Source organism: Bdellovibrio sp. HCB209 (genome assembly GCF_047306065.1).
GTDB lineage: Bacteria > Bdellovibrionota > Bdellovibrionia > Bdellovibrionales > Bdellovibrionaceae > Bdellovibrio.
The window spans coordinates 3,250,854-3,268,953 of record NZ_CP178618.1 but is presented as its reverse complement, the minus strand read 5'-3'; the positions used below and the strand labels follow the sequence as shown (position 1 = coordinate 3,268,953).

17 protein-coding genes and 1 tRNA gene are annotated in these 18,100 nt (G+C 45.0%); 7 read left to right on the top strand and 11 right to left on the bottom strand.

Annotation, left to right across the window (positions count from 1 at the left end; genetic code table 11):
- Positions 1-16 precede the first annotated feature (16 nt).
- The gene (locus ACLVWP_RS15825) at positions 17-655 is read left to right on the top strand and encodes an iron-containing redox enzyme family protein (protein WP_413558618.1); all 639 of its coding nucleotides are present in this window, start codon (positions 17-19) and stop codon (positions 653-655) included.
- Between the two features lie 13 nt (positions 656-668).
- Here ACLVWP_RS15825 and ACLVWP_RS15820 read toward each other — a convergent pair whose 3' ends face one another.
- Positions 669-1,520, bottom strand: a complete 852-nt coding sequence (locus ACLVWP_RS15820) for a metallophosphoesterase family protein (RefSeq protein ID WP_413558617.1) — start codon at positions 1,518-1,520, stop codon at positions 669-671.
- A gap of 9 nt (positions 1,521-1,529) precedes the next feature.
- On the opposite strand from ACLVWP_RS15820, the gene ACLVWP_RS15815 reads away from it, so the two are divergent.
- The gene (locus ACLVWP_RS15815) at positions 1,530-2,399 is read left to right on the top strand and encodes a lipid kinase (RefSeq protein WP_413558616.1); all 870 of its coding nucleotides are present in this window, start codon (positions 1,530-1,532) and stop codon (positions 2,397-2,399) included.
- A gap of 95 nt (positions 2,400-2,494) precedes the next feature.
- On the opposite strand, the gene ACLVWP_RS15810 is transcribed toward ACLVWP_RS15815, so the two are convergent.
- The gene (locus tag ACLVWP_RS15810; protein WP_413558615.1) at positions 2,495-2,977 is read right to left on the bottom strand and encodes a DUF4423 domain-containing protein; all 483 of its coding nucleotides are present in this window, start codon (positions 2,975-2,977) and stop codon (positions 2,495-2,497) included.
- Between the two features lie 95 nt (positions 2,978-3,072).
- A complete protein-coding gene (locus ACLVWP_RS15805; protein ID WP_413558614.1) occupies positions 3,073-3,579 on the bottom strand; it encodes an SAM-dependent methyltransferase in 507 nt (168 codons plus the stop codon).
- Positions 3,580-3,676: 97 nt separating this feature from the next.
- Between ACLVWP_RS15805 and gcvT the strand changes: the two genes are divergently transcribed.
- The 3 genes from gcvT (at position 3,677) to ACLVWP_RS15790 (ending at position 5,300) form a co-directional block, all read left to right on the top strand.
- The gene (gcvT, locus tag ACLVWP_RS15800; RefSeq protein WP_413558613.1) at positions 3,677-4,759 is read left to right on the top strand and encodes a glycine cleavage system aminomethyltransferase GcvT; all 1,083 of its coding nucleotides are present in this window, start codon (positions 3,677-3,679) and stop codon (positions 4,757-4,759) included.
- A gap of 10 nt (positions 4,760-4,769) precedes the next feature.
- Positions 4,770-5,159, top strand: a complete 390-nt coding sequence (gcvH, locus tag ACLVWP_RS15795) for a glycine cleavage system protein GcvH (RefSeq protein ID WP_413558612.1) — start codon at positions 4,770-4,772, stop codon at positions 5,157-5,159.
- Between the two features lie 58 nt (positions 5,160-5,217).
- A tRNA-Leu gene (locus tag ACLVWP_RS15790) sits at positions 5,218-5,300 on the top strand.
- Positions 5,301-5,563: 263 nt separating this feature from the next.
- On the opposite strand, the gene ACLVWP_RS15785 is transcribed toward ACLVWP_RS15790, so the two are convergent.
- From ACLVWP_RS15785 to ACLVWP_RS15765, 5 genes are all read right to left on the bottom strand, one after another.
- Positions 5,564-6,037 (bottom strand): hypothetical protein, encoded by a 474-nt coding sequence (locus ACLVWP_RS15785; RefSeq protein WP_413558611.1) that lies wholly within the window; start codon positions 6,035-6,037, stop codon positions 5,564-5,566.
- A 139-nt stretch (positions 6,038-6,176) separates the two neighbouring features.
- The gene (locus ACLVWP_RS15780; protein WP_413558610.1) at positions 6,177-7,013 is read right to left on the bottom strand and encodes a 50S ribosomal protein L11 methyltransferase; all 837 of its coding nucleotides are present in this window, start codon (positions 7,011-7,013) and stop codon (positions 6,177-6,179) included.
- A gap of 51 nt (positions 7,014-7,064) precedes the next feature.
- Positions 7,065-8,756, bottom strand: coding sequence for a GMC oxidoreductase (locus ACLVWP_RS15775; RefSeq protein ID WP_413558609.1), 1,692 nt, complete (start codon positions 8,754-8,756; stop codon positions 7,065-7,067).
- An 11-nt stretch (positions 8,757-8,767) separates the two neighbouring features.
- Positions 8,768-9,868, bottom strand: coding sequence for a DUF6765 family protein (locus tag ACLVWP_RS15770; RefSeq protein WP_413558608.1), 1,101 nt, complete (start codon positions 9,866-9,868; stop codon positions 8,768-8,770).
- Position 9,869: 1 nt separating this feature from the next.
- Complete coding sequence (locus tag ACLVWP_RS15765; protein WP_413558607.1) at positions 9,870-11,573, bottom strand: alpha/beta hydrolase; 1,704 nt, start codon at positions 11,571-11,573, stop codon at positions 9,870-9,872.
- A gap of 300 nt (positions 11,574-11,873) precedes the next feature.
- Between ACLVWP_RS15765 and ACLVWP_RS15760 the strand changes: the two genes are divergently transcribed.
- On the top strand, positions 11,874-13,145 hold the full coding sequence (locus tag ACLVWP_RS15760) for a sensor histidine kinase (protein WP_413558606.1): 1,272 nt from the start codon (positions 11,874-11,876) through the stop codon (positions 13,143-13,145).
- A gap of 4 nt (positions 13,146-13,149) precedes the next feature.
- Here ACLVWP_RS15760 and ACLVWP_RS15755 read toward each other — a convergent pair whose 3' ends face one another.
- A complete protein-coding gene (locus ACLVWP_RS15755; protein ID WP_413558605.1) occupies positions 13,150-13,578 on the bottom strand; it encodes a helicase in 429 nt (142 codons plus the stop codon).
- Positions 13,575-14,360: a phosphatase domain-containing protein gene (locus ACLVWP_RS15750; RefSeq protein WP_413558604.1), complete on the bottom strand. Its 786-nt coding sequence runs from the start codon at positions 14,358-14,360 to the stop codon at positions 13,575-13,577. The genes ACLVWP_RS15755 and ACLVWP_RS15750 overlap by 4 nt, the downstream gene beginning before the upstream one ends.
- A gap of 315 nt (positions 14,361-14,675) precedes the next feature.
- Here ACLVWP_RS15750 and ACLVWP_RS15745 point away from each other — a divergent pair, with 315 nt between their 5' ends.
- Positions 14,676-17,087, top strand: coding sequence for a CHASE3 domain-containing protein (locus ACLVWP_RS15745; protein WP_413558603.1), 2,412 nt, complete (start codon positions 14,676-14,678; stop codon positions 17,085-17,087).
- Here the strand turns inward: ACLVWP_RS15745 and ACLVWP_RS15740 are convergent.
- On the bottom strand, positions 17,084-18,100 hold the full coding sequence (locus ACLVWP_RS15740) for a small ribosomal subunit Rsm22 family protein (RefSeq protein ID WP_413558602.1): 1,017 nt from the start codon (positions 18,098-18,100) through the stop codon (positions 17,084-17,086). The two genes, ACLVWP_RS15745 and ACLVWP_RS15740, sit on opposite strands and share 4 nt — an antisense overlap.

Sequence of the window (18,100 nt, the reverse complement as noted above, 5' to 3'; positions counted from 1 at the left end):
AAGAAAAGAGAAATGTATGCAAAAGAACGTAAATGAAGAACTAAAAGACCTGTTGAAATACTCTAAACAACAAATCGAAAATTTCCCGTGGGAAGATAAGAACGCTTATTCTGCGTGGATCTCTCAAACGTATTATTTCGCTCGTCACACAACTCGTTTGTTGGCACTAGCGGGTGCACGTACTGATTTCAATGCTCCTGAATTCCACAATCGTTTCTTGACTCACACGGGTGAAGAAAAAGGTCATGACAAATTGTTGGTGAACGACCTTAAAACATTGGGCAGCAAAATGGAGCAATGGCCAGAAATGCCAGGCACATGCGCTCTTTATCAAACTCAGTACTATTATATCGAGCACAAGTCGCCAATGGCGTTCTTTGGTTATATCTTGGGTCTTGAGGCTTTGGCTGCGTACTTTGGCGATCACGTTAACCAACGTGTTGAAAAAGCTTACGGTCCTAAAGCTGCACACTTTATCCGTGTACATGCTGAAGAAGACGTTGGTCACACAGACGAAGCTTTGACTAAAATTGCGAGTCTGCCAGCAGCTGATCAAACAACAGTTTTGCAAAACTTGAAGCAAACACTTTGCTATTACGAGCAAATGTTGAACGAGTGCCGTGAAGCCGCGAAAACAGGCATCAAAGCTGCGTAATAGATTTTAGAATCTAAGATTTAAAAGCTCCGGAGTTTTCCGGAGCTTTTTTTATTGGCGGGCCTTCCGTGGTTTCCGTCTGCCCTCCGGCGTAAAAATCGATCTTTCTGGAGGCGTGGTCTTCGCGAGTGATAAATCCGCTCTCTCCTAAAAAGTATGTTTCGATTTTCATAGTTCTGCCGTCGATTTCTAAAACATGGAAATTGTTTTCCTCACCACGAAGTCGATTCGATGTGGCACTCCCGGCAGAGATATGCAGGATTTCTTGATCTGTTCCCGGGTTTACCAGTTCGATCCAATTCAAATGCGAGTGACCACTTAAGATCACATGCGGTCTCAGGTTCAATAATTTCTGAATAAAGGATTTGGGTTGAATTTGCGAAATGACATTCGGAACAAAGATCGGGTGATGGCAGGCAATGATCCTAAGAGCGTGGGGATTCGCCTCCGCAAATATTTTTTCGGCCCGTAAAATATCTGATTTTAAAATTCTGCCCTCGACCGTTCGAATCGACGTGGCCGTGCGAAAACCTACCACGCTGAGTTCTGGATCTTGAAAGATGTCCTTCGTCAGATTTCTTATAAATCTGTTATAATTCGCTAACGGCTGTACAAGGCGCGACAAGAAATTATACAAAGGGATATCGTGGTTGCCAGGAATGGTGATCACTGGAACTGGCATTTTCTTGATGAAATCGGCTGCGGCTTGGTATTGAGCGCGGCGAGCCCGTTGAGTCCAATCGCCAGTCATGATGATTAGATCCAGTTTGAGTGAGTCATTTTGTAGGAATTGTTCCAGCGACTTAATTGCAGGAGGATGGATTCGGCCAAAGTGTAGATCAGAAATGTGTAACACTCGCTTCATCCCATTGTTATGAAAAATATCTTAGTGTTCGTCAACCCCAAGGCTCGTCAGGGGAATCAACTTGATGCTGATATTAAAAATTGGTTGAAAGACCAAGGCTTCAATGTGTTGAATTCCAGTTTTGATCCCCGCAAAGACAAGATAGTGGATATAATTTCCAAGCATCAAAACGATAATCCCATTGTCTTAGTTGGCGGTGGAGATGGATCGGTAAATGCGGCTCTTCCGGCGCTGGTCAAGCATCAGCTGCCCTTGCTATTGGTTCCTTTGGGAACGGCAAACAACTTGGCACGCTCCCTAGAAATACCCACAGATCCCTTAAAGGCCGTGGCTCTGTCGGTTGAGGGGCAGATTAAAAGCATTGATGTTGGATTGGCCAACGACATCCCTTTCGTAAATGTCATTGGCTTGGGGCTGAGCACGCAAGTGAATCGCATGGTTCGCGCAGAAATGAAAAAGTGGCTGGGAGTGTTCGCTTTCGTGTTCACGGCATTGAAGGTGGCTTTGCGCATGACACCTTTTCGTATTGTGCTTGAGTGTGATGGTAAGTTTCACAAAGCCTACACTTGGCAGCTGACTGTCTGTAACGGCAGAAACTATGGCAATGGATTGGTTATTCATGAGGAAGCCAGTCTTGAGGACGAAACTCTGCACGCGCTTAGCACCGAAGTAAAAAAGTGGTGGCATGGATTTGCTTTGTTGCCATCATTGATGCGCGGAAAGTTTAAAGAACGACATCCTGTGACTGTCCTGGCGGGGAAATCCATGTTGATTCACACAAAACGACCCATGCATGTGGATGTTGATGGGGATATCAAAACCAAAACTCCCGTAAAGCTGGCAGTCCAACCTCGCGCTTTGCAGATTTTCGTTCCGTGAAATGGGGTGTTGAGTGATTAAAGGCGGTATCTAAAAAAGAAAAAGCCGAGAGTGATGCACCCTCGGCTTTTTTATTTTCATTTGTATATGCAAGATTAGTCGTTCAAACCGAACCCAGAAACTGGGAACATTGAAACAGAGATTTGGTATGTTTTGCCCGGTTGAGCCACACCAGAATCCAAGAACTGCGCAAGTTCTTTGCGGAAGTTTTTGATTTTCTCTTTGGCTTCATCCAAACGAGCTTCATCAACTGTGATTGTGATAGTTGATTGTTCGCGATCTTCGCTTGGCATCTTCTCTAGAAGACGTTCCAATTTGCGCTTCATCTTTTTCTCGCGGCTAACTTCGGCAAATTGCTGAAGCTGCTCACCAGGCAAATTCAAACGCTCACCAAACATACGAATTGTTCTCATCGTAACAGTACGTTTGCCGTTAAGAATCTTTGATAGGAATGATGAATCGACCTCGAGGTGGCGAGCGAACGCACGCAATGAATAGCGTGGGTAGTTTTGGCTACGACGAGCTAACTCGTCCTCAAGGAATTGGCGAAAATCTGAAAATTTATTTTGTTCTTGCATGGCGCTAGTTAGTATTTGGAGGGGACCGAATAATCAATTCTTTGTTCACATCCTTACAGCAATTTAATAGAGCTATACGGTGTGCGTTAGGATTTTCAAATTTTATCGAATATCAACAACTTACGGACTCTCCCGTTTTCTGGAACATTACAGAATTTGGTGAGTTTATGTGCACTTTTGAAAGGTTCCCAAGCATCTAAAAAGGCGTCCAACTTGTCTTCGTAGTTGTGTGTGCTGATGATGTATCTTTTGATAAACCCCGAATTTTTCTCGTGAATTCCCTGCATGATGTCAGTGATGGTATATGTCCCCACTCCAACGATCACGACTGTTCCAGAAACTTTCTGCTGCAAGCTTTCGCCACTTTGCGCCCAAAAGTACGCGCGTTGATCTTTTTCATACTTTTGATGCTTCTGTTCGAAGCGCTCTTTCAATTTTTCAATAATGTGCGGCACTTGATCGACGAAATGCACTTCGGGAAAGTCTCCGCTGCGATACGCACTCAACCCCAGGTAGCCATGATCACAACAAAAGTCCCAGACGGGTTCGCCGGGAATCAAATGATCATAGATAGCTTGCATGCGATCGGAGAGTCTAAACATGCCTGAATACCTAGCACAGAGCGAATTCTAAAGCTACGGCGGCGTTACATTGCGAGCGTTTCTTGACTGTTTTTCGAGGGCATTGGAAACTCTCGCCATGAAAAAAACTCCGTTAGCAGATACACACGTTTCTTTGGGCGCACGCATGGTCGACTTTGCTGGTTGGTACATGCCTGTACAATATGTTGGTCTTCGTGAAGAGCACGACAATGTTCGTAAGAACGTAGGTCTGTTCGACGTTTCTCACATGGGTGAAGTTCGTGTGAAAGGTCCTAAGGCTCTTGAGACTTTGGAGTGGCTAACGACGAATGACGTGGCTCGCTTGAATGATGGCGAAGCTCAATACTCTTTGCTACCGAATGATCAAGGTGGCTTGGTTGACGATATTATCGTTTATTGCCTGACTAAAAATTCTGATTACTTGGTTTGTGTGAACGCTTCCAACAAAGATAAAGACTTTGCGTGGATGACGAAACACAACAAGGGCTCTGACATGACGGATGAGTCTGATAAATGGGGTCAGATCGCTATCCAAGGACCAAAAGCTTTGGAACTTTGTGATCGCGTCTTTGGCTTCAAAGTCAGCGAGATGAAACCGTTCACAGTGAAATCTGGAAAATTCCAAAACCACAACATCATGGTCGCTACCACCGGTTATACAGGGGAAAAGGGCTGCGAGGTGTTCGTAGACGCTGCGGGGACTCCAGCTTTGTGGAATGAGTTGTTGGCGCAAGGTAAAGACTTGGGAGTGGCTCCAATTGGTTTGGGTGCTCGCGATACTCTACGCACAGAAATGAAATATTCCCTGTACGGTCACGAGATTGATGACACAACGAATCCTTACGAAGCGGGTCTTGGTTGGGTTATTAAAGCAGCTAAAAAAGACTTTATGAACAAGGCGCAAATCGTTGGGGTCAAAGAGGCCGGTTTGAAACAAAATCTTGTGGGATTTAAGATGCTTGAGAAGGGCATCCCTCGCCAAGGTTACTCCCTGTTTTCTTTTGACAATAAAGAGATCGGAAAGGTAACTAGTGGTACTCACTCACCAAGCCTGGATGAACCGATTGGCATCGCATTTATCGATGTAGCTTATGCCAAAGAAGGAACTGAGTTCCAACTGGATATCCGTGGCCGCAAAGTGAAAGCGGTTGTTTGCAAAACACCATTTATTTCGAAATAAGGAGCCGAACATGGCATTTCATATTCCTGAAGACTATTACTACACTAAAGAACACGAATGGGCTCAAGTTGACGAGAATATCGTAACTGTTGGTATCACTGAATTCGCACAGGATTCTTTGGGCGAGATCGTTTACGTTGAACTTCCAGAAGAAGGTCAAAAAATCACTCAAGGCCAAACATTCGGCGTTATTGAGTCCGTAAAAGCCGTTTCTGACCTTTACGCGCCTGTTTCTGGCACTGTAATCGAAGTAAACGCGTCTTTGGGCGACGATCCATCTGTTTTGAACGACGATCCAGTGAACGAAGGCTGGTTGGTTCGTATCGAAATGGATACTGAAAAGGAGCTCGCAAACCTTATGAGAGCCCCTGATTACAAAAAATTGATCGCAGAGAAATAATTTTTATTGATTTAGCGGATACAATTCGCTAAATCTTTGTTTCCGCTAAAACGGTGTTGCCCCGCTGGTGAAATTGGCAGACACGCTAGACTTAGGATCTAGTGCGCAAGCGTGGGGGTTCAAGTCCCTCGCGGGGCACCAAATCTTTCTTCTCTGATCGAAGAATAATCAAAGCTGACTTAATAGGTCGGCTTTTTTTATTTGTACGGTTGATTTGGTACCGCCGCTTCGGGACTGTCGGTCGTACGGACCGCCTTCGCGGTCCTTCTTCCTCCATGCTTCACACTAAAACAGTCCCCCGGACTGTTTTAGCGCGGGCACAACCTCTTGGGGCACTCGGCTCCGTTCGTAGAGGGGACCTTGCTCTTTCAGAGCTCGACTTGCTTGCGACTTTGTCGCTCGCTTTAGTTCAGGGTTTTCGCTAGCTCTCTTGCAATTGAGATTACTGCTATGATCATTAGATATTTGCGCATGGTTAGAATTATTTGAATTTCTTCGCGCTTGTAGTGGTTCTCTAGATTTGGATCTTTGGATATCCCTATGGATGTTGTGAACACGAAGAGTGTAATTGCTGTGTTAATTGGGCCTGCCTGTGCTTTTGCGTAGGTATTTGCTAAGAGACTTAAGAAATAGGCTCCAGCTAGTGCCGTCGGGGAAATACAAAAGTATGTTTTTGGGCGTTTGTTGCCTTTGCTTAGGTAGAACCAGATTTCGCATACGACGAATACTGCTACTGCCACATAGAGTGCGACAATTCCGAAAATGTATGAGGCCATCACGGAGATTGTCAGTCCCAGAAAACCAAGGATCATGGGAACGCGGAAGTCTTTAATCAGGTTAAACAATCTTGTAGTTAGGTTATTTCCAATGGGTTTCAAGTGAGGCTCCGTCGTTAGATATTCGGAGACCTATAAAGCACTTCGTGTGCCGCTTTTAAATCGCATTAGATGGCTTTAACGAGGGTAATTCCTGAAGTTAAGACGGGGTGGCTCTTATATTTTGGAAATATGATTGAGGCTAGAAGACTGCCAGTTTCATTTCTTCGTTTTGTAGGCAGAATTGTAGTTGGTCTGAGGGGAGATTGGTTTTGTAGAAGAAGATTGTCGACCAGTGGCGGTTTTCTGCTAGCAAACCAAACGGGGCTGCTTGCATTTCTTTTTCGCCGTCGTAGATCATGTAGGTTAGTTCGATGGCGTCTACTCCTACTAGGTCGGGATTTGTTTCTAGGTAGTCGTAGGAGTTTTTTACTAGGCTTTCCATGCTTACTTTTGGAAGGAAGTAGGTTTTGTTTTGGGTGCCTGGTGTTTTGTTGTTTCTTAGGGCGGGGTGAACTTGCCCCAACAGCTGAGTCATCTCAGTCAGTTCGATTCCGGCGAATTTTAGTTCTTGTCTTAGTTCATGGCCTTTGACGGCTTGGTAGGTCAGTTGGATTCCTTCGGGGACGTAGATGGCGTCTGGCTTCATGAAGCGTTTGGCGTCTCTCAAGGAATGAATCACGTCTTCGGCGAATGGGTCTGAGGCGAAGAGTTCGTGTAGGACCATGTCTACTTTTGGAATAGAGTCTGTGGCGATGTCGGTTGAGAAGCCTTGGATCAGTTTGATTTTATCTTCTAGTCCCATGCGACGGATTAAAAGCTCGGCGGCTTTCGCTAACAGGGGGTTGGCTTCACAGCAGATGACTTGCTTGGCTCCGTGGCGGATTGCTAGGACTGACATCAGGCCGCTGCCGGCGCCGATTTCTAAAACGATTTTGTCTTTGCAGTTTTTGCGAATGATCTCTTCATAGAAATGGTTGCGTTGATGGTCAATCAACATGTCGTAATGCCAAGCATGGATAGGGCTTAAAGCTGTCATGCGGATACGTTAATCCTGCTTCGTCGGAAAGAGAAGCAGGATTAATGGGCGTTAGGACATTTTCGTCGTTTCAACTGTATGATTTTTGACGGGGATTTTTTCGGCGATATATTCGGCTACAGCGGCGATCGTTAGCGAGGGGTTTGTGCCCGTCGATGTCGGTAGGATGCTTCCGTCCACAACATAGAGGCCTTCATAGCCATAGACTTCTCCGTGGGTATTTACGAAACCTGAGTCAGCGCTGTCGCCCATGGGACAGCCTCCCAGTGGATGGACGGCTATGATTTTATCCAGATGGGTGAGGGGATTGTCCATGAAAGTTCCGCCTAGGTTTTCGCTGACCTTTTTCATCTCTTCGCGCATTCTTTCAAAATGCAAATCGCTTTTATCGATGTCCCAGTTGATCACCGTTTGGCCGTCGGCTCTCAGCGAGATGACTCCATCTGAGCGATCGCGGCCCATGCCTAAAAGGACCATGGCTTTGCGGGCAAAGGTTGCTTGATCCAGAGCTCCTGCGAACTGATCGCCGACATTGATTTCGGTTTTGCTTTCGCTTTTGATTCCTAGGATTTTGCAGAAGTATTTTTTTAGGTTGCTGACAACGAGGGACAATACACCCTTTATGCCAGCTAACTGTGGAACTTTGCCGGATAGATACCAAGCCATACCAATCGGAAATCCGGCGTCCTCTAAATACATGCCGTGACGGAAACCATCAGAATAGTTTTGCATGGAATACTTGATCGCTCCGGTGATGACAGGTCCGTTTGAGGGATCGATGTTGTCGTTGGTGTTTAAGGCCATTCCTAAAAGATCGCCATTGCCGCACCACTTTTTGCCAAGCCAACGATTCAGTTTTGGCAAAAGACCTTTTTGTTTCATTTTTAGTAGCAGAGAGGTCGATCCAACAGAGCCCGCGGATAAGACGACTTTCTTGGTCGTCAGAACGATCTCTTGCTGAGGAAACTGTGGTACATGGAAGGTGATTTTATAATGATCGCCCTGGTATTCGATCTTACTGACTTCAGCTTGAGTTCTAACATCTAACTGGCCTGCAGATGATTTTAGATTTCTTGCGCGATAGATGTAATTTAGATCCAACGTGTTCTTTGCGTGAATGTTGCAACCTAGGTCACATTCTCCGCACTTGTTGCATTTCGATTGGATAGCACCATGAGAGTTTTGCGTTTGATGTCCTGGGAACTCACCCTCAAAGCGCACCGCGAGTGGTGGCAGTTGAAATTCAGCCGGACTCAAAGAGGCTGGATTCTGGGCCATTTGCTCAGCAGCTTTTTTCATAGCCGCTGTCTTCGGTGTATTTTGATAGTAAGGATCTGTATCGAACGGATAGGGGCGAGCCTCCATCATCGAGATGACCTTGTCATAGTAAGGTTCCAGTTTATTTCTGGTCAATTCACCGGGCCAGCCTACGAAGAATTCTTCGGGCATACGATAGAGGACGTTAGCATAAATCAAACTGCCTCCGCCCAATCCACTGGCGGTAAGAGTCATAACATCGCTATCTGGATTGTCGCGAAACTCCATCAAACCGTATTTTCCATCTTCGGGGTCCCAGAACATGTTTTCTTGAATTTCATGAGGGCGGCGAGGAAACTCGTGCATTTTCCACTGACGGCCTCTTTCTAAAAGGCAAACGTTGTACCCTTTTTCTACCAGGCGACAACTCATGACGGAACCACCAAAACCAGAACCAATAACTACATAGTCGAAATCAAGTTTCATAGAGCCAATCCTTATGCGACACAAATCTGATATCTAGGCAGAACATCGTGCAGAACGGTAAATCGATAGAACAACAAAGCGTCGTGCATCAGCTTCCAGTTTGATTTTAAGAACTCTTCTTTGTAGGGGACATTTTCGAATTCAAAATCTTCGAGGATGTCGATATCGAATGCTTCATTGAGCCAGCTTTCGGGTCCTTCTACAGAATACTTCCATGTGTCCGTACCGAATTGAAAACTTCCGCATTGAATATGTTCACGCCATTTTTCAAGGCGTTGTTCGCCCTCTTCATCATCGATGTTTTCTAAAAGCTCTCGCACTTTGCGCAGATCTTGGTCGAATATTTTAACCACGGGTAGGTTATTGGCTTTGCGAACTTCTTTGTAAAACTCCAGCACGTGATGAACCGCTTGCATATAGTCAGCAGGGTTGTTGCGCTCAATCGTCTTGCCTTGCCAGTCCTGATAGCTCCAACGTAAATACGGAAGATCGGGATAAGACAACACAGTGCCATGTCCAATGGGATTGTATTCGCCGACAAAGAACGAACGAATCCAGTCGTAAAATCTGCGGAAGGGATTTCTGCGATAATACTTTTTACGGTAATTCATCATCTCTGTATCTAAAGCGCCTTCGCCATCATAGATTTCACTGACCTTGTTGATTTCGTGAGTGATGCCGGCGAAGCCTTGGTGAGCCCATGTGTCGACAAAGGCGTGAGTTGTTACTCCGAGTAAGTGATGGCCAAAGGTTTTATGAAAATTGGCGACACAGCTTTTTACGATCTCTTGAGCAATCACGCTATTGGGACGACAAACCAGCTTTTGCGCCAAGTGATCAACACCGTTTTCATGGACTTCATTACCAGGGATAAAGTGAAATGGAATCCACACGTGATGATTGGAAAGCTCTTTAAAGTTTCGATAGTCGAGCATGCGATGAGCGCTCGCGCGGAACTCATAGGCGGAACGGTTTTGAAAGAGTATCGTTCCCGAGTTAACAGCATCATCCACGTACTGCGAGCTACTGGCGATGGTATTTGCCTCAAACGGAGTAAATCCGCTCATGCGGGCCAGGACGTACGTAACTCCCAAGTGAAAATCGACCTGCATGTTATGTCCTTTGCTTATTTAAGAAAGCTAAAAGTTTTGGGAAGACTTCGATGTGAGCATACTGTCCCATGAAGGTGTCTTGGTGCCCATATCCTGGAATTTCTATGTATTCGACCTTCGCGGCATTTTTACTTTGCTTTAAGGATTCATAAGTAAGTTTGTTTGAACCCGGGAAGATATTGTTTTCAGAGCCACTGATGAAAAGTGTCGGTGGTAAGTCACCTTTTTTGCATTCATCCAGGTAGTTCTTAGATTTATCAAAAGAGACCGACGCTTTCGCAAACAGCATTTTTCTGATGTGGCGGTAATAGTGAAAGCTCGTCCCACCAAATAGATCCACCAAGCGACGATGAGTTGTTGGATGAATATTTCTATGAACGTAAGCAGCCGGATATCCCCAGCCCCACATGAAGCTTACCAAGTGGCATGCGGGTTCTTTGCATTCATGGCGAATGCCTCTTTCCATCCAATAAAGCCATTTACCGAATCCAGGGCCTGGGAAGTACGCCATGCGTGGACTGATATAAGCGTAACCAAAAATATATTCCAAAAGTTCTGGGCCAAAGAGCATTTTGAGGAAGGCCTGCCAGCGAACCTTGGGAGTTAAAGAAACACTGTTAGAGATAACACTCGTGATTCCTTTGACGTGACCTGCCGCCAGAGATGCCATGAAAGAAATAGAGCCAACACAATGACAGACAACGTGAATCTTAACGTCCTCTCCGCATTGTTTGCGAATGAATTCTACAGCGGTAGGAATATCATTTTTTGCTATGTCATCCAGATTATAGCGGTGAGGGCCCAGATTGTATGTGAAGCGCCCACTCCCACGCCAATCCAAGGACCACACATCCGTGTAGCCATTGCTGTGCAGGTAATTCACGAAATTCTGATGCTCTGGCATGATGAACATATCCGTGGATGTTGTTAATCCATGAAGCAACAGAATGACATTTTTAGATTCTTTAACTTTAAAGCGTTGAACGGATATCGTTAAACCATCCGGAGTATCCAGCGGGTAAAGATTCTTTTCACCCATCGCGACACCTTGAGTGGTGTGCATCGGATAAAAGTGCTCATTCCAGCGCGCTGTCGTCGTCGTAAAAATAAACGGCGCATAGGACTGCCAAAGATTTTTGGCAAAGACATTTAAAAACTTAACAACAGCTTCTTGCTCTTCGATGACCGAAGGTGCGTTGCTTTTAAAGGTCGTCAGTTGCTTGATGAAATCACTGACGGAAATATGAAGTATTCCGGCGCCACTGACTTGTTTGCTTTCGCCGGGATTGTGCTCGCTATGTCCTTCCCACAAATAGTAGTACAGGGTTGTGGTTTGATCCCACATTTCAAAGGAGTCTTCTTTGATGACTTCTTTAAATCCAAAGAACGTCCAAGGCTTGCCCTGTTTGTCTTTTAGGAAAAGTGTGTAGTGCATTTCTTTGGCGGTATCGAGTGCAGAGCTTGCTTCAGGTCTAACAAAGAGATTGAAAAGACCTTTTTCAATATGAAAATCCGTGATGCTGCCGACGGCTTCTGCTTGAAGCTGGGGATCGGCGATGAATTTATCTAAGTCTGAAACTTTGATTGTCAGCGTGAACTCAAACGGAACTCGCGATGGTGACTCCACCAGATGTTCAAAATCATTTTTTTTAAGAGGAGCATGCGTGGACAAAGTGAATGGCTTAGTAACAAAATGGCCAGCCATTCGCTCGGTAAATTCGAGAGACGTTTTAGTGGGAGTCATCACAATCCTTTGTTTATAGTCAAGAATATGAGGATTCTTATTTTCAGTAAATAGACATGCGCCGAAGCGGACCTAAGAGCGGTGGGCGAAAACGCTTACAAAAAGGACGCGGCACTTTTCCTGGCGGAAGGTCTAGCCCGTGATGTTTCCTAAGAGTGGATTATGTCATTTCGAGACGGGAGGATTAAACCTTTGTATTCCTCTTCGTTCCCAGGCTTCAATTGCCGATATATATCAAACAAGAATTGGAATACAGACTAGATGTTCGAGTTCAAAATTACAGCTGAGGAAGCCCAGCAAAAGAGACTCTTTTATCTGAAGATGATTTATGTCTTCTGCTTGGTCATCTCCAGTGTCTATCTGATTAAATTTAATTTTGAATATCATGTGACTGAATTCAATACCGGCTTACTGACCCTTTGGGTTGCGACAGCGATTTTACCTCCCTTGTTTCTGTATGGATATAAAAGCTATTCCTTAGCGGCTCTTTCCTGCAGTGGCCTTGCATCCACAGTTTTGATTTATCTGTTGTATCTGTCTGGCGGAGTCGATGCGCCGGGAATATTTTGGCTCGCGGCAATTCCATTAGTAATGGGTGTACTGCTAAGAGTTCGTGGTGCGGTTCTTGGATACTCTGTCGTCTTTCTGACGATGATTTGGTTCTGGTATCTGAAGCAACGCGGAGACAGCGTTAATATTATTGCGACTTACGGCAATTACAGTTTTGAAAAAAGCTTCAACGTCTGCACCTTCTTGCTCTTCGCAAGTATCACAACTCATCTCCATATTAAAGGAGAGCAGAAGTACGCAAAGCGCATGCAAGAAAAGCATTGGGACGTCGAGAATCTGCTTCGAGTGCTTCTCCATGACGTTGCAAATACGTTGTCAGCGATGACCTATAATTTGATCAAGGCCAGGGGCGATCAAGAACAGCCAGTTCCTATAAGTTCGGAGCTGGATAAAATGGAGCGTGCTGTAAACGATATCAATAATCTACTAAATCAGGTGCGACACTTGAAAGCCGTGAAAGATGGTAAAGCGCAAATGCCATTGAGTACGGTTTCAATCCCCATCATTCTGCATGAGGTGTTGGAAAAGTTAGAGTTTCGCGCGACCGAAAAGGGTATCAAGATCGCGTTGGACCTGACTCGCGATAAAATGATCGTCAGAAGTGAAAAGACAATTCTAAGCAATGTCGTCTTAGCGAATCTCATTAATAACGCGGTTAAGTTCTCTTTGCCCGGAGAACGAATTGATTTGCGGGCTTATACTGAGGAATCAATGGCAGTCATTGAGATTCAGGACTACGGCATTGGTATACCAGAAAGCTTATTGAACAAGATCTATAACTTGGATGCGGCGACCACCAGAGCAGGAACTCACGGCGAAAAAGGTACCGGTTACGGAATGCCTTTGGTGAAGGAGTATTTGACGATGATGGGTGGGAGTATTGTTATCACCTCCCGAGAAGTCGCCGAGCCGAATCAACCGAGAGGTACGAAAGTCGTCTTAAAGATTCCATTGGTGGCGTAAGCCGCTAATGAATGGAAATGCCTTCGCTTTGCAGTTTCAACAGCTTTTGCACGACCTGAATTTTATCGACATAAGAGAGCGGTGAGTAGCCGCGGTCCTCTTTCCATCCATAGCCCCAGCGATAGCTAGAATTAAACTTCGGGGAGCCACCAACACGAACGGCATAGTAATATGCTCTGGCAATATCGGGATGGCCTTTGGCTTCGATGCAAGATCTTAGATCCTCATCAGCTAAGAGGCGATCCTCTTCGGTGCCGCCTTGCCAATAGGAGATGTCGTGTTTAATACAGCAAGAGAGGAAGACATCGGGAGAGTAAACGGGAATGCCATCTGGACTCTTGCTGCAACCATCGCTCGAAAAGTCATTGAGCTCGTTAGCATGCGTAACGCTCATCGAACCTGCCAAGATAAATAATAAAATTAGAGATCTCATTTGCAGCGAGCCTCGATCGCATTGATGATTTCGATCAACTTTTGCGGCGGGTTTTTAACTTCCCATTTCCAAACAAAATCACGGCAGTCTTGCCATTTTGGGAAAACCATAGGACCAAAGTTTTCGCTGCCATCATCTTTTTGCAAGCGATCATAGACGATGTCTTGAATCGGGCGATAATCGCTGACAGGCAATAGACGTCTGGAAATCAAATCAAGCACAACTTCCACGCTCGTCACGAATCCGATTTGTCCTGGCATCGTTGGGTGTTTTGATTCGTTTAACTTAGAATAAGCTTCACGGATATACGCAAGTGCCGGAATCTGCGGGAACTCTTGCATCATCTGATCATAAACCACAGCATCGAACTGGCCGTTGTCGCCAAAGTAAATAATCAGATCAGGTTGTTTTTCTTGAAGCAGTTGGCGGATCACCTTTTGTTTAAACTCCGGATCTTGTTTGATCCCTGAGTTCATATGTAGTTGAGTCACAGGAAAGCCATTTTCTTCTAGAAAGTCAGAGTGCTGCTCATTCATTAGAACTTTGGGCGCTAAACTCACATAGTGAAATTCAGTGTCTGGAATTTGGCGGGCAAGGGCTTGATAGATTTCAGCCATGCCGACGAAGCGACTGTCGTCATCGAAAAATGATCCCGAAGCTCTCGCCTTCGATAGGATGTTTGAAACCTTGATCGTGTCATCGATATCAGAGATCACTAGGGTCTTTGCTTCCGCCAGGGCAGAGAGCGCTAAACTCATAAAAACAATGGCCAATTTCTTCATTGGGTCTCCCGGGATGTTGAACCTTTGGACGTGGCTGTAATAAGTGCCTGCCAATAGGTCTGGTATCCAAGTAAAAGTCTTAATAATAGTCGAAGGATGACTAAGCAATCCCGGGGCCATGACGGTGGAGTTCTGGGAGAATTCGTTAACCAACTGTGGATCTAAATATATAAGTGTTTTGTCCCAACTCAATATTTCTTGAGTTTTGCGTCTGCAATAAACGGAACTATAGTCCTATTTTAATATATGAATTTTGATTTATCACAATGATTTTATCTCCTTGGGTATCCTTGAAGCTGCACTTCAGGGAGCTCGATGAAACTGTTTAAAAACTTCAACTTCAGAACGACGGCAGGTTTTTTAATCTGTCTTATGATCACGATTACCATCGGGTACTATCAGCAGATGAGTATCAAGTCGATTCGTGAAATCAGTGATCTTCGTGCCGATGCTCGCTCGACTGCTTATCGTATTGCTAATCTTGAAAACTATTTAACTGATGCTGAAACTGCGCAACGTGGATTCATGTTGTTGGACGATAAAAAATATCTGCAACCTTACTATAGTGCTACCGAAAATATCCCGAAGGCTTTTAAAGACATTGAAAACCTGCTAGCGAATCAACCCGATCAGCTCAATCGCTTAAAAAAAGTTGAAGTTCTGATTAACAGAAAATTGGCAGAGTTAGATCAAACGATTCAGCTTAGAAATCAAGGAAAGACCGTACAAGCCTTAGCCATCGTAAAAAGTGGTGAAGGCAATAACATCATGACGGAACTTCGTTCAACATTAAGTACCATGGAGAACGAGCAAAGACGCATGGTCGCAGAGCGCAGCGACTGGATGGAAGGTATCGTTCAGAATGGTAAAATGATTCTGCTGGTCGGTAGTATTATTGAAACTATTTTGATCGCAATTCTGATGGGTTTGATTGCTAAGTCCTATCGCGCCCGCACCACGGTGATCAATCGTTTAGCTGACACTAATAAAGATCTCGAATACCAAAGAGACCTAGGTAAGCAAGTTATTGAATTGCAAAATGAAATCGGGAATAACACTGATCTAGATGAAGATGCCGTGATGGCCTTGGTTGTGCGTCTTTCTGCACAACTTACGGGTGCCGACGGTTCGGCTCTTGAGATGGTGGAGGGCGATGAGTTCGTTTATCGCCACGTCTATGGTTCTGCCGAAGGATTTCAAGATCTTCGTTTGAAAATTGATGGGACTTTTTCTGGTAAGTGTTTGAAAGAAATGCGAGCACTCAGCTGTCCGGATGTGGCATTAGAGCCAATCGTAAACTTAGAAGCCTGCCGCAAGGTGAATTTGGCATCGATGATTGTAGTTCCATTGCAGCATCATGGCCGCGTGATCGGTGTTCTTAAGAACTATTCAGCCCGAACCCATTGTTTTTCAGAGAGCGCATTTAACTCTTTAAAGATCGTGACGGGATTCTTATCTGGGGCCTTAGCGCAATCTCAGGAGTACAGCGAAAAAAACAAGCTGATTGATACTCTTGAAAAAACTCAGTCTCAGTTGATTGTATCGAGTGATAAAGCTCAGCGCGCGACACAAGCAAAATCGCGGTTCTTGGCGACGATGTCCCATGAAATCAGAACTCCACTAAATGGTATTATGGGTATGACCGGTCTTTTGATGGACGGGGAGCTTTCGGTTGAACAGCTGGATTATGCAAGAGCGATTAAAAGTTCTGCGGATTCACTGTTGATGTTAGTGAATGACGTTTTGGATTTCTCTAAGATCGAATCCGGTCACATGACTTTTGAACAAGTTAACTTTGATATCGTCAGTACTTTGCATGATATCCATAAGTCGTTTGGTTTCTCAGCTCGTCAGAAGAGCATTGATTTAAAACTTGATATCCCGCAGGGATTTCCAGCACTGGTTAAGGGTGATCCGGGACGTATTCGTCAGGTCTTCATGAATTTGATCAGCAATGCTATTAAATTTACTCACGAAGGCTCAGTGCAAATCAAAGCGTCTCTTTTAGGTGAAGATAGCTACGGTTATAATCTAAAGTTTGAAGTGATCGACTCTGGTATCGGGATTTCACAAAAAGTGATTGATGGACTTTTCCAAGAGTTTGTTCAAGCCGATATTTCCACGACCAGAAAATACGGTGGTACGGGGTTGGGGTTAGCGATCTGTAAACGTCTGATTGAAATGATGTCAGGTCAAATTCATGTTGATTCAACTCCAGGTCAAGGTTCTAACTTCTGGTTCACGGTTCGTTTGTTCCCTGGACAAAATGAGCTTAGTCACGCTGACGGAGACGTTGTTGCAGAGGAAATTCCAGCACGTGAAAAGCCATGGAGAATCCTGGTTGCTGAAGATAATCAAATCAATCAAATCATTATCACGAAAATGCTTGAGCACTTCGGTCTGCGCTGTGATATCGCAGGGAATGGTAAAGAGGTCATGGAGGCTATGCAGTTGCGCCCTTATGACTTAATCCTGATGGATTGCCACATGCCGGAGATGGACGGCTATGAGGCGACGGCGCTGATTCGTATTGGGGACACGGTTCCTAACAGTGCGATCCCAATCATTGCCATGACCGCTAATGCGATGAAGGAAGACCGTGATAAAACATTGGCAAGTGGAATGGATGATTTCATTTCAAAACCATTGGATAAAAAACGTGTCCGTGCTGTGTTGGTGAAGTGGTTAAATATATTGATGGCTCAAGAGCAGAAGGAATCCGCTTAAAGAACGCGGATTTCCTGCTGAGTTCTTAATTCGTTAGAAACCTTTTGCAGGTTTTCAGGTAGCTCAATCAAAGCTCCGCGAGGGATTTCCTGCTCGATTTTAAACTTGTGCATCCACGCTAGAAATTCACGATCAGAACCGCGACATATCATTTGGCGGTCTTTGCCTTTTTCTTTCAATGTATCACCGACAACACGAGCTGCAGCGATGGCCGTCGGTTTTGATTTTCTCATCAACAGATAGCTTGTTGTCAGAGTGCGGTTTTTCATTGGAAGTTGTTCTTCCATACTTAGGAACCACTTAGGCGCGTTGAAGTGAATACGGTCATGGCACCAGTCTGTTTTCGACTGAGTCAGTAGAGGACAAGGTCCCTCATGAGTGCAAGGTGCCCAAACATGAAAGCCTTTTTCCAAAAGCTTTGCACGAAGCTGCATGAGTTTACGACCATCTTGTTGAGTCGAGGGCTCGGCAATCATCAAGGCTTCGCAGTTATAGGCCCAATCAGGCAGATCAGAGAGCTCGGTCAAAGAGTAAGAAAACAAAGCCAAAGTCTTCTTTGGATTTTTGATTTTCGCCGCATTGATCGTGCGAATCCATTCTTCAGACTTAAAGAACGGGAAGTATTTTTCAATCAAACGCTGTGGCTCTGCTGCGCGTTCGATCAGTGTGTATTTTAGATTTTGAGTTTCAGAGAGACTTAAGGAAGCTGTGGCAAGGCCCGCGCCGAAATCCATGACCTCTTCTAAATCTTGAAAGAACCCACGTTTTTCGCCCTCAGAAATAACTGCACGTAAGCGAGCGGCATTCAATGGCAAGTAATAGCAAAGATAAGCTACTTGCGCCCAGGATTCATGCCACGGAGTTTGTCCATCAGGCTGAGTGATAAAGAAATCAGACAACGCCAACACGCACTTCGCCAGGTCCTTGGAATCATTCAAGGTAAGCTTGTAGTCGACTAATGCTTTCGCTATAGCCTCTTCGAAATTGGCTGGGACGGTGAACTGTCTTTGCAT